Origin of the sequence: Roseivirga sp. 4D4 (genome assembly GCF_001747095.1) — a bacterium.
Taxonomy (GTDB): Bacteria; Bacteroidota; Bacteroidia; order Cytophagales; family Cyclobacteriaceae; genus Roseivirga.
This window is the reverse complement of the sequence record NZ_MDGP01000001.1, coordinates 204,169-216,588: the sequence shown is the minus strand read 5'-3', so window position 1 is coordinate 216,588 and position 12,420 is coordinate 204,169. Positions and strand designations below refer to the sequence as shown.

At 42.4% G+C, this 12,420-nt stretch carries 13 protein-coding genes; 2 read left to right on the top strand and 11 right to left on the bottom strand.

From position 1 onward, the window contains the following. Positions 1-39: 39 nt before the first annotated feature. The 8 genes from BFP97_RS00925 to BFP97_RS00890 form a co-directional block, all read right to left on the bottom strand. Positions 40-894 (bottom strand): universal stress protein, encoded by an 855-nt coding sequence (locus BFP97_RS00925; RefSeq protein WP_069840620.1) that lies wholly within the window; start codon positions 892-894, stop codon positions 40-42. A 78-nt stretch (positions 895-972) separates the two neighbouring features. Next, positions 973-1,686 carry a sulfite exporter TauE/SafE family protein gene (locus BFP97_RS00920; protein ID WP_069840619.1) on the bottom strand — a complete coding sequence of 238 codons (714 nt, stop codon included), beginning with the start codon at positions 1,684-1,686 and terminating at the stop codon, positions 973-975. After that, positions 1,686-2,126, bottom strand: a complete 441-nt coding sequence (locus BFP97_RS00915) for a FixH family protein (RefSeq protein ID WP_069840618.1) — start codon at positions 2,124-2,126, stop codon at positions 1,686-1,688. The genes BFP97_RS00920 and BFP97_RS00915 overlap by 1 nt, the downstream gene beginning before the upstream one ends. A gap of 2 nt (positions 2,127-2,128) precedes the next feature. Further along, positions 2,129-3,556, bottom strand: coding sequence for a cytochrome c oxidase accessory protein CcoG (gene ccoG / locus BFP97_RS00910; RefSeq protein ID WP_069840617.1), 1,428 nt, complete (start codon positions 3,554-3,556; stop codon positions 2,129-2,131). A 17-nt stretch (positions 3,557-3,573) separates the two neighbouring features. Next, positions 3,574-4,365, bottom strand: a complete 792-nt coding sequence (locus tag BFP97_RS00905) for a cbb3-type cytochrome c oxidase N-terminal domain-containing protein (protein ID WP_170827373.1) — start codon at positions 4,363-4,365, stop codon at positions 3,574-3,576. Then, complete coding sequence (locus tag BFP97_RS00900) at positions 4,358-4,567, bottom strand: hypothetical protein (RefSeq protein ID WP_069840615.1); 210 nt, start codon at positions 4,565-4,567, stop codon at positions 4,358-4,360. Before BFP97_RS00900 ends, BFP97_RS00905 begins: the two co-directional genes overlap by 8 nt. 3 nt (positions 4,568-4,570) lie before the next feature. Continuing rightward, positions 4,571-6,697, bottom strand: a complete 2,127-nt coding sequence (gene ccoN, locus BFP97_RS00895; RefSeq protein WP_069840614.1) for a cytochrome-c oxidase, cbb3-type subunit I — start codon at positions 6,695-6,697, stop codon at positions 4,571-4,573. Positions 6,698-6,891: 194 nt separating this feature from the next. Then, entirely contained in the window at positions 6,892-7,194 is a 303-nt protein-coding gene (locus BFP97_RS00890; protein WP_069840613.1) for a hypothetical protein, read from the bottom strand. 113 nt (positions 7,195-7,307) lie between these two features. Here BFP97_RS00890 and BFP97_RS00885 point away from each other — a divergent pair, with 113 nt between their 5' ends. Further along, on the top strand, positions 7,308-7,730 hold the full coding sequence (locus tag BFP97_RS00885; protein WP_069840612.1) for a hypothetical protein: 423 nt from the start codon (positions 7,308-7,310) through the stop codon (positions 7,728-7,730). Between the two features lie 198 nt (positions 7,731-7,928). Then, complete coding sequence (locus BFP97_RS00880) at positions 7,929-8,486, top strand: outer membrane beta-barrel protein (RefSeq protein ID WP_069840611.1); 558 nt, start codon at positions 7,929-7,931, stop codon at positions 8,484-8,486. A gap of 16 nt (positions 8,487-8,502) precedes the next feature. Here the strand turns inward: BFP97_RS00880 and hemN are convergent, their stop codons facing one another. From hemN to BFP97_RS00865, 3 genes are read right to left on the bottom strand one after another with little or no spacing between them, the layout of a single operon-like run. Continuing rightward, positions 8,503-9,858: an oxygen-independent coproporphyrinogen III oxidase gene (gene hemN, locus BFP97_RS00875; RefSeq protein ID WP_069840610.1), complete on the bottom strand. Its 1,356-nt coding sequence runs from the start codon at positions 9,856-9,858 to the stop codon at positions 8,503-8,505. A 3-nt stretch (positions 9,859-9,861) separates the two neighbouring features. Then, the gene (ccoS, locus tag BFP97_RS00870; RefSeq protein ID WP_069840609.1) at positions 9,862-10,017 is read right to left on the bottom strand and encodes a cbb3-type cytochrome oxidase assembly protein CcoS; all 156 of its coding nucleotides are present in this window, start codon (positions 10,015-10,017) and stop codon (positions 9,862-9,864) included. Further along, positions 10,017-12,419: a heavy metal translocating P-type ATPase gene (locus BFP97_RS00865; protein WP_069840608.1), complete on the bottom strand. Its 2,403-nt coding sequence runs from the start codon at positions 12,417-12,419 to the stop codon at positions 10,017-10,019. Before BFP97_RS00865 ends, ccoS begins: the two co-directional genes overlap by 1 nt. Position 12,420 lies beyond the last annotated feature (1 nt).

Genomic DNA, 12,420 nt, shown 5'->3' with positions numbered 1-12,420 from the left:
GAAAGGCCGAATGACTTTAACACGAGTATTCGTAATATCTTATTTCCTGTGCTTTTGGGATAGTGTCCAAACTGGTACCTGAGCATGGTTCACAAGGTCTTCGGCAATGCTACCACTGAGCAAGTGAAGAATCCCTGTTCTGCCGTGAGTACCCATAGCAATCATACAGGCACCTAGGTCTTCAGCAAAGTATAGAATACCATCTTCTTCTGTGGCTTCATTATAAATGCTGGTGGATGCATTATTGAGGCCATGCTTATCGATAAAATTGCTAAACTCCTTCATCATCTGACGTTGTGTGCTAAAATGATTTGGCGTATTCACCTTTACCAAATGTAAAGTGGCTCCTGTAATATCTTGTATCACTTTTAGCTTTGCCACAAGCTCTGTTTGTTCATCCTGTAGATTACTGGCAAACACGATGTTCTTTATCTGATCAAGGCTGACTTTCTCTTTTACAGTAATTACCGGACATTTCGCATATCTGACCACCTTCTCTGTATTCGAACCAATCAGTACTTCTTCCAAACCGCTCGTTCCTTTTGTACCCATAACCAAAAGGTCCGCATCATGATCAGCAATTACTTTAGAAATGCTTTCAAAGGCATTTCCCATTTCAACTGCAGATTCGATGGATACATCAGCATAGCCTTCATTATTAACGATTTCACTTAGGCGCAGCTTGACCTGATCAATCAGCTTTCGGACGATGAAAACCTCTTCACCTGCATCACTTTCGGCTTCCCCCATCGTATTGAAGGAAAAGTCGCGCAGGCCTTCTATAACATTGATCACTAATATTTTTGCTCCTGATTTACGGGCTATTTGCACGGCTAAATCGAGGGCATTATTGGCGTGGGCTGAAAAATCTGTTGGGACGAGTATTGTGTTCATGATATGTGATTTAAGTGATTGATACTTTATTGAAATACGTGAATTTCAACTTAAAAACTTATGATCTCCGTCATAAATTCATTCTACCTCTGGCGTTTCACAGATGGTGATACTTGATGCATCAGCGACTTTTGGACTCAAATAGGGGATCCCTAAATTCATACCCCTCACAATTAACAGGATGGCAATAGTCAATACTATCTTAGGATATAGTTTGTTGAAACTGATGCTTTTCAATGATTGGATGGACTTTTTGAATACTGCAGCCCCTAACATCATGGGCACCGTACCTAGTCCAAATAAGACCATATAGGCCATACTACCTGAGACAGATGTCATCGAAAGGCTAGCGATCAAGGCCATATAGACCAAACCGCAGGGCAATAAGCCATTGAAAGCGCCAAACATCAGTTGGGCAGCAAGGCCTTTCCGAGCCAGCGTTTTTGAAAGTCCCTTTTTGATCTTCTGATTAAACTGATTGGAGAATGTATTAAAAGCCTTGATATGCCTTCCCCAGATACTCATAGCCAAACCAAGAATTAACAAAACACCTGTAATCCATGAAATATGTTGTTGCCAACCGACCAATAAGACTCCTTCACCCACAAGACCAATAATCAATCCTAGCAATGCATAGGTAGAAATGCGACCAGCATTATAAACAAGCTTGTTAAGCCACCATCGAGTTCTCTTTTCAGGGTTTTCCGGTATAGCCCATAGTAAGGGGGCACACATACCTAAGCAGTGTAGACTACCCAAAAAACCGAACACTATGGCGGTAGCGAGTAACATCAGATTACAAAAGCGACCTCTTTATAGTATTCCTTTTCCCCATCGGTCCAGTTGATCTTCATCTTCCAAGCGCCAACGGCAAACCTTGAAATGTCGACTACAAACTCACCTGCTTCGTTCAGTTCAAGCTCAAATTCCCTATCTAGTTTGGCAGAGTTGGATCGGTAAAAAACAACAGTCCCGTTTAACATATCCTCAGTTAACTCGGTGGGGAACTTCAAACCAGCAGTAAATGCCCTACGATCTATTTCGAAGACGGGTTTTTCGGCCAGTGCATCATGATTTTTGATTCTTTGAATTTGGTCTTCGTAGGCCAATTCTTGTTCATAATAGTCTTCTTCGACCAGATAAAAATCTGTGTTTACACTTACATACACTAGCGTGAATAGCACGATGAAAAACACAACAAATGATAGTATGATCTTTTTACCCCAATTCATGATTAAAACTTTACTGGTCCAAGGAAATTCGTTTTCAATTCGTCAATCACCTCTTCGCCCGATCGCAACTCCAGGACAATTCGGTTCTTTCTGTCTTCCAGCTCTTCTGCTGGTATCTTAATGATAAATACGCCATCGAATTTTGACTTCGCAGCTAAATCGATCAATTCACCACCGGCTCTTTCAATAGTAGCATTCGGCATATCTTTTATGCTCACCTCCAGCTGCATATCTTCTGAGGTTTTATTCAAAAACTGAATGTTATAGATGTTCTGAATGCGGCCATCATCGAGTTTTTGATAAATCATACCGGGTGCTCTTAATACCGTTGCTTCTACATCAGCACGACCTGAGACAAAGACGGTCAACAGCACAATCAGTACGGACAAAACTCCGGTGTAACCCGCCACACGAGGGGTGAAGATTTTCTGACTACCTTCTTCTATCGCGGTGGCAGAAGTAGGTCTGATCAACCCGGTGGGCTTACCAATCTTGGTCATCACATCATCACAGGCATCGATACAGGCGGTACAGTTCACACACTCTAATTGCGTACCATTTCTGATATCAATACCAGTCGGACAAACGTGCACACATAACTTACAATCTATGCAATCACCTTTCTCTTTTTGCGGTTCGGCTTTCTTGAGCTTTCCTCTTGGTTCTCCTCTGATCCAGTCATACATCACTGCCATGGAGTTCTTTACCAAAAGGACACCTTGGAGCCTTCCATAAGGACAAATCGCAATGCATGCCTGCTCTCTTAAGTAGGCAAAAACCGCATAGAAAATTCCGCTAAAAGCAACTAGCCCAATGAAGCCTGCTAAGTTTTCGCTGGGTGATTTCGTGACAATTTCTTTGACCTGTTCTATGCCAATCAAATAGGCCATAGCAGTATGACCAATTAAGACTGCAATGACAACGTATATTGAATGTTTCAAGAGCCTTTTTCTGATCTTCTCCGCATTCCAAGGCATCTTTTTCAGCTTTCGCTGCTGGCCTGCATCCCCATCAATAAGGTATTCGATCTTTCTGAATACCATTTCCATAAAGAGGGTCTGCGGACAAGCCCATCCACACCATACGCGGCCAAACACCACCGTAAAAAGGATGATGAAGACAAAGAAAGAAATGGCAATCAGTGTGAGAATAAAGAAATCCTGGGGCCAGAAAACGGCCCCAAGGATTGAAAATTTGCGCTCAAAAACATTGAGCAATAAAAAGGGCTCTCCTCCAATCTTAATAAATGGCCCTGCAAAAAGAATGGACAACAGAACGATCGTAACAATGACCCTTTTGTTATGATACCTGCCTTTGGGTTTCTTAGGGTAAATCCAAATGCGCTTACCCTTTTCATCCACAGTGGCTATGGCATCACGAAACTGTTCATCGTAATGATATAAGTCCTTGATTTTACTATCCTCCGCCATTCCCTACCGATTAGCAATTAGTTCTCAGGTGTATACAGATCTCCATCAGGTCCTAAGGCTCCTGGAGGGTTAGTACCCTGAAGACTCATCACATAAGAAGTTACATTTCTCAGCTGAATTGGATTAAGCTGAGACTCCCAGGCAATCATGGCAGTCCCTTGAACTCCATTTTTGATCACCTTATAGATGTCTGAAACACTTCCTCCATTTCTCCAATACTCATCGGTGAGGTTTGGTCCTGCCAAGCCGCCTCCATCTGCCTTATGGCAAATGGCGCATTGCCTTTCAAAGAATGTCTGACCTTCTGCCAGCTCAACAGCATCGGTCGACTGAGTCACGGTATTTTCATCAAAGTCAAAGACCAGATCTGCTTCATTTTCTGCTTTCATCGCTGCCGCTGCAGCCATCTCAAGTTCATATTGCTCCTCTTGAAGCGGAGAACTTCGAAATACATGGAAAATCAGAATATAAATTACGCCATAGACGATAGTGACATAGAAAAGGCCTTTCCACCATGGTGGTAGGTGGTTATCCAACTCTTTGATCCCGTCATAGTCATGATCTAAGAGTATGGTCTCTTCCTCTTCCATCGGCTTCAAGGCGTTCCATCTGTCCCAAAGACTAGCAAACATGCTTGGCTTAGCTTCTTCTGCGGCCAAAGCCTCCTCACTCATACCCTGTTTCATAAAGGTTTTAAGCAGCTGTAGTACATAGAGTGCTACAACCAATACCAACAGTGCCACCACAATGACTAACCCGAAGGTGATGTAAATCATCGTTTCCTGACTAAAAAGTGCTGAATTATCCATGAATCTGATGTTTAGCGTTAGAGACATTATCAATACCGTCCTGATCTTCGATCAGGGGTAGTTTCGACATGTGTTTGAGATATCCTTTATTGATTTTGAAAACGTAAATGATCAAACCAACAAAGAAGACGAAGAATATAGTGAGTGAAATGATCGGCCAAACCGCTACATTTTCAACTTGTTCGAAATAATATTTAAACATGGCTTATTGGTTTTGGGCTACGGATTCAACTTTAATATCTGTTCCTAATCGCTGTAGATAGGCGATTAAGGCTACTATCTCAGCCGTCTCCGGAATATCCACATCATAGGTTTTCAAGTCTGCAACTATTCCCTGAGCTTGCTTTTTCAGGTCTTGATTCGCGATGTCTTCATAACCTTCGGCATACGGAACTCCAACAGTTCTCAGGGCTTTGATCTTACCAGCTGTTCTATCTGGATTGATCTGATCAGAATACAACCATGGATATGGTGGCATAATAGACCCTGGTGAAGTTGAAGTTGGATCCAACATGTGGTTAAAGTGCCACACATTATTATAGGCTCCTCCTACCCTGTGCAAATCCGGTCCGGTACGTTTCGACCCCCACAAGAATGGATGATCATACACAAACTCGCCTGCTTTGGAATATTCTCCTTTATAGCGTTCGGTCTCCGATCGGAACGGCCTTACCATCTGCGAGTGACAGTTATTACAACCCTCCCTGATATAGATATCTCTACCATGAAGTTCTAGTGGTGTATATGGTTTCACACTGGCGATGGTCGGGATATTAGATTTGATTAGGAAAGTCGGTACCATTTCAACCACCCCACCAATCACGATCGCGATAAGCACAAGAGTTGTAAAGATGACTGGTTTGCGCTCCAGGCGATTGTGCCAGTATCCTCCAATGACTTTTTTCTTTTCAAGGGCCGGTGCTTCAGCTGCTTCATTAGGAACAAAGCTACCCTGCTTAGCAGTTCGGATTAAGTTCACTGCCATAATGATCACGCCAGAGAAGTACAGTAAACCTCCAATGGCACGCATCATATAAAGCGGAATAATCTGAGTTACAGTCTCCAGGAAGTTTGGATACTCCAAGAAGCCTTCAGCATTAAAGTTTTTCCACATTAAGCTTTGTACAACCCCTGCTGTATACATCGGCAATGCATAAACGATGATACCGAGTGTACCCAGCCAGAAGTGTAGATTAGCTGCTTTAGTCGACCATAGTTTAGTACCCCACATTCTTGGGACCAACCAGTATAGCATACCGAAGATCATAAAGCCATTCCAGCCCAGTCCACCAATGTGCACGTGTGCAATGATCCAATCTGTAAAGTGAGCTATAGCGTTGACGCTTTTAATTGAAAGCAGTGGTCCTTCCAAGGTCGACATACCATAGGCTGTCACGGCCACCACCATAAATTTCAATACAGGATCTTCTCTTACGCGGTCCCATGCACCGCGCAGTGTCAACAGGCCATTGAGCATACCACCCCAAGATGGTGCGATCAACATTACTGAGAAGACCACCCCTAATGACTGGGCCCAGTTGGGTAGTGAAGTATACAATAGGTGGTGTGGTCCTGCCCAGATATAGATAAAAATGAGCGACCAGAAGTGAATAATCGACAGTTTATAAGAGTAAACGGGCCTATTCGCTGCCTTTGGCAGGAAGTAGTACATAAGCCCCAAGAAAGGCGTTGTAAGGAAGAACGCTACCGCATTGTGTCCGTACCACCATTGTACCAAGGCATCTTGAACCCCTGCGTACCAGGAATAACTCTTGAAGAGTGTCACTGGAATCTCAAATGAGTTAACCACGTGAAGCACCGCAACCGTTACAAAAGTGGCGATGTAAAACCATATGGCCACATACATATGTCGCTCTCTACGCTTCAGAATGGTACCGATCATATTGATACCAAAAACCACCCATATTAAGGTGATTGCGATATCGATTGGCCACTCAAGCTCAGCATACTCTTTTGAAGTAGTGATACCAAGAGGCAATGTGATAGCAGCTGCCAAAATGATTAATTGCCATCCCCAGAAGTGAATATAACTGAGGGCGTCACTAAACATGCGCGTCTTTAACAAACGCTGCATGGAATAGTACACCCCGGCAAACATGGCATTACCTACAAAGGCAAAAATCACTGCATTGGTGTGCAGTGGCCTGATTCGACCGAAGGTCGTGTATGGAATTCCAAAATTCAGTTGGGGGAGGAACAATTGGGTGGCGATCAAAAGACCAACCAACATCCCAATGATTCCAAAAATGACAGTGGCGATCGAGAAGTACTTAACGATTTTGTTATCGTACTCAAATTTTTCTATTTCCATAGTCGCAGTTTGGGTTCTTTAAAATTTAGACCGAAGGTAATTGCGAGTATGAGGAGATGACCTGACCCGTATTAGTTAAAAAACTGATTTAAATCATGTTTTAAGAAGGGTTCCTTTTCCGTTGAGGAAAGTTCATTTTCAACAGTGTAAAACAGTGCTTCAAAAAGCGAGAATGAAAAATTAGAAGCAAGGTGCTACTCTGACAAAAAACGTGTATTGAGCTGATCAAAAGCCTCTTCTGCTATCTTTTTTAAGTCCTCGAGATTCCAGAAATCAACCTGATAAGCTTGCTCTAGACCCTCTGCATAAGCATGCAACCAGAGCAAGTCTGGTTCCCTTCCCTTCTCAATCATGATATCCGCGATCAAAGACATTAAGTCTAATGATTGATCAAAGTGAAAGTTGATTTGGGCCATTCTATGAATGATCTGCTGAAAGCGATAATCTTCTATGAGGAGTCGAACGACTAAGTCTCTTTTGTCAATTGGTGTGTGCATAAGCTTCTGTAAGTGGAAACACGCTACGCATTGCTCGCATTTCCTTTATATTTAACATGACTACCAACCAGCAAAACTAAAATACAATATTTTTTGTATTATTACAAAATAGTATGTCAATAGATTCTACTTTTTTTGAACGCCTTTTCTCTTATGCACAATCCCAAGGGATAAATAATGTGAGTCTTCTTTCTGAAGCATTAGGCTATGATAAACCTGAGAAGTTATACCGGCTGAAAAGAGACAGCAAAGCCAGACCATCATTTGAAGTAATTGCTGACATCACAAACTTGTTTGAAAACCTAAACCTTCGATGGCTCATTACCGGCATAGGTAATCGGGAGATAGAGATATCACAGTCCGAAAGCCTTAATATGGTTCAAGAACCTGAGTCGGTTTATCTAACTCAATCCCAAGCGCAAAAGAAATTACTGAAGGAAAAAGAGCGTTTGATCAATCAACAACAGGAGACAATCAGCGCCTTGCAGGAGGCTTATGGACAACTTAAACTTCGGTATCAGGAAGGTAAAAAGTAAGGCTCACTTGTCATTACCCATGTCCGTTCTTAAACAGGCAATGTTCGCTTCTGATCACTCCTATTAATTCATTTACTCTTATTTGATCGATGAATAACCATATATCAATTAATGATACCATCGGTCCTAAATAGGGACATTGGGCATGCTTATTGACGTTTAAGAGATAGTCAAATTTCAAACAAAAACTCAATAACCATGAAAAAAACAGTACTCTTATTGGCAATGACGCTAGTCAGCTCATTTGCTTTCGGACAAATTCAAAAAGGAGACGTTCAGCTCGGGGGCTCTCTCAATTACAGTAATTTCGAGGCCGGAGGTCAAGAGACAACCAACTTTCGGTTAGTTCCTCGTGCCGCGCTATTCTTGTCAGACAATACTAGTTTAGGCGTCTCATTGGGCTATGAAGATCAGTCGAGTGGAGGAATAGAAACAAACCAGTTCTTTTTTGGAGTATACGCAAGGTTTCACAAAAGTGTGAGTGACAAATTCTATTTGTTCTTACAACCTGACGTTTCCTTCGGCTCTGGAACTACCAATCCATTAGGGAACCAGGAGTTTGATCTAAATTCATTCAATTTTGGCCTTATGCCTGGGATGATGTATTTCCTATCTGAAAAGATAGCCTTAGACATGACCTTTGCCGGTATATTTTACAACAATACCGATACTGCAACCGGTGGAGAAATTACGCGATATGGACTGAACATGAACCTGAATGCAGTGTCTGTAGGCGCCAGTATCTATCTCAGATAAACATTAAGGTCTTCGGTCAAACAGATTGACTGAAGACCTTACTCCCCTTTTGCTTTCCGAAATTAGGATCGAAAAGGGCACAAATATTTCGTAAGAACTGTGTCCCAGTTAAAGTGACTTCAAAACCATCAGCCGTTTTCTCCAACAAACCATCTGACACTAAGTCTTCTAACCGTTCGCGTTGCTCTGAGTACAGTTTCAAGGCTTCCTTCGTTTGTATTTTCTGTTCACAAGCCACTGCCAACAGCTCCCTTTTTATTTTCCGGTCATTATCTGACATGGTATGTCCTTTGACAATGGGTAACTCACCCCTTTCAATGTGCATTAAATAGCCTTTAACAGATTTCGCGTTCTGCGCATAACCATAACTTGTATCGGAAATTGAAGAGACCCCTAGGCCAATTAACAACTGACCGTTGCTCGTTGTATACCCCATGAAGTTTCTATGCAGGCGACCTTCCTCAAAGGCTTTTACCAGATTATCTTCAGGTAGTGCAAAGTGATCCATACCAATGGGCAAATAGCCGTTATCACGAAGCAAGTTCTGACCAATGACATTTAGCTTTCGCTTCAATGAAGGATCAGGAAGATCTGCCTCGTCATATGCTCGCTGGCCAGGTCGCTTCCAAGGCACATGCGCATAGGAATAAAATGCTATCCGATCTGGCCGAAGAGTATTTACCTTTTCGATTGTGTCTTTGATCGAAGATTCCTTCTGAAAGGGAAGCCCGTAAATAAGGTCAAAATTGATCGAGTGATAGCCCAAAGCTCTCGCCCAATGTGTCACTTTCTCCACTTGATCAAAGGGTTGTACTCGGTTGATCGCTTTCTGGACTTTAATGTCAAAATCCTGAATCCCAAAGCTAACTCTGGAGAAGCCTACTTCCTTTAGCACCTTCAAGTGTTCGTAGGTCGTGTTATTGGGGTGCCCCTCAAAGCTGAATTCATAACCCGGAAGCAGTTCAACCGATGTCTTAATTTCCTCGATCAAATACCTGAGGTTGTCAGCCGAAAAGAAAGTGGGTGTTCCTCCGCCTAAATGAATCTCCTTGAGCTTTGGGCGTTGCTTGAAAAGCTTTAAGTACATTCGCCACTCTTTCAAGAGCGCCTGTATATATGGGTATTCGACCTGATGATTCACCGATATATGTGTATTACAACCACAATAGGTGCAAAGGCTCTCGCAATAAGGCAGGTGAATGTAAAGACTCAGGCCTTCATCGTTGTTCACTGCAAAGCTCTTTGAAAGTCCCTCCAGGTATTCCTCCTTCTCGAAAGCCTCCAAGTTCCAATCAGGTACCGTAGGGTAGCTCGTATACCGAGGTACAGGCTTGTCGTATTTTGCGATTAAATCTTCTTCGAATTTGCTCATGCCCTAATCCTTCTTTTTGGTCTTTTCTTCAAAAAGCATTCTTACCGAGGGCGAATAGGTATCATCATACTGCCCAGACTTCACTGCCCAGAAAAACGCACCGAGAAACACTACGGCAACAACAATACTGGTAATAATGAGCACAAGAATCACTGACATTACAACTTGAGTTTATGGGAAAGAATTTTTACAAAAAGAGTGGTTAAAACCACAATAGACACACTACTCAGTGGCATTAGTATGGCCGCCACCAAAGGTGTTAGCCAACCAGCAACTGCTATACTGAGACCAACAATATTATAAGCAAGGCTCAAAAAGAAACTTGCATAGATAACCCGCTTGCTACCTTTAGCTAAGTCAATGATCGAATCCAAGCGATGAAATGTTCTAGCATGCATAATGGCATCACAAGCCGGTGAGAAATTCGAAATGTCTTCAGATACTGCCATACCAACATTGCTTTGTTGCAATGCTCCCGCATCGTTGAGACCATCCCCCACCATCATCACATTTTGACCATTAGACTGCATCGTTTTGATGGTCTTCAATTTATCATCAGGCTTTTGGGAAAAGTGCATTGGGGTATTCTCTGGGAAAAGCTCTGAAAGGTTTTTGCGTTCGGCATCTGTATCTCCAGAGAGAATGGCGAATTGAAATCTATTTTTAAGTCTTTCAATAACACCTTTTAGGCCGCTTCGATAAACATTCTTTATCACGAATCTGCCGCGCTGCGCATTGCCTATATTAAGGTATACATATGAGGCAGAATGATTTGCCGAGACATTCTCACGGCCCACAAAGCTGGCAGAACCGAGCTTAATCTCCACTCCGCTTACCATCGCCAGAATGCCCTGACCAACATGTTCACCAAAGGATTCAACTACGTATTGCCCACTGCCTACTCCTTTTAAAAATGACTTTACAAAGCGACTTAAAGGGTGGGTACTACTTGATACTGCCGCAAAGATTAATTCCTTTTCAGCCGTAGTCAGCTCGGCCCCTTCAAAAATAAAATCGCGCTCGGAAGCATTCGTAATAGTTCCAGTTTTGTCGAAGACTATCGTCTCAACCTTCTGGAGTTTTTCAACAACATCTGCATTCTTGAGGTAGACCTTATTCCTCCCAAGTACACGAAGCACACTGCCGGTCGTAAATGGGGTAGACAAAGCCAAAGCACATGGGCAAGCTACAATAAGAACTGAACAAAAGACCAGCCATGTCTTCGATGGATCGGTCACCTGCCAGAAGATCGCTGCCACCACAGAAATGGTAATGATCACTATAGTGAAGTACTGACTTACCTGATCGACTAATCTGGTGTGTTGCTTTTCTTTTTTAAAAGCTTCGTTGTTCCAAAGGCTTGTCAAATAACTCTGTGAAACAGGTTTTTGTACTATAAACCTAGCTTGCTTTCCTGAAAGCTTGCCTCCTGCAAATACATATTGTCCTTTTGCTTTTTCTATGGCCGCTGATTCTCCAGTGACAAAACTATAGTCGATATAGACTTTCTCATCAATTAAAATGGCATCTGCAGGAATCAATTCTCCATTACGGATCAATACCTCATCGCCCTTGTGTATATCTCGAACTGCTACAGAAGTGAATTCCTCATCTCTCTTGGTTTGAATGGCCAGCGGGAAATAACTCTTGTAATCTCTATCGAATGAAAGCGCATCGTAGGTCCTATTTTGAAACCACTTCCCTATCAACAAAAAGAAAACGAGCCCTACCAAAGAATCGAAGTAACCAGGCCCTATATCTAAAACGACTTCATAGACGCTCCTCAAAAAAAGTACTGTAACCCCTAGAGCAATCGGCACATCAATATTGGCAAACCTCTGTTTAAGGCTCTTAAAGGCCGAAACGAAATATTCACTCCCTGAATAGAAAACTACAGGAATGGCCAGAAGCAAATTAAGCCAACGAAATGTCTGCTGATAAGACTGCTCTAAAGCCGATATTCCTAAATAATCCGGAAAACTCAAGAGCATCACATTCCCAAAGCAAAAGCCTGCAATGCCTAATTTGACCAGAAGTTTTTTATTGAAAGTTCTTTCTGGTTTCTTTTCATCTGCCTGTTCTAGGTTGATTACGGGAGTATACCCTATTCGATCCAGAAGCTCGGCAAGTGCTCTTAGCGAAAAGTCCTTCACTTTGTAGTTGACGGTGAGCGTTCGCTGACTAAAGTTTGTGGTTGAATTAATAATTGCTGGCTCCAGTCGATTCAGGTGCTCCAGAAGCCAGATACAGCTACTACAATGGATATTCGGAATTAAAAGAGTGACTCTCTCCTGGTCATCATCAGCATATTCCAGCAGTTGCCTGCTTACTTCTTGATTATCCAGAAAATCAAAGAGTGCGTTTTTTTCCTTCTTCTGGGTGATCCCTGGATTTGACTCCAAATTATAGTAGTCGCATAAGTCGTTATCACTGAGTACCTCATAAACCGTTTTGCAACCTTGACAGCAGAATGATTTCTCTTCAATGTGGATTGAGTCCTCTGGACATTCATCTCCACAGTGATAACAAATAGTTTCGGTAGATATTTCCTGAGTAGCCATG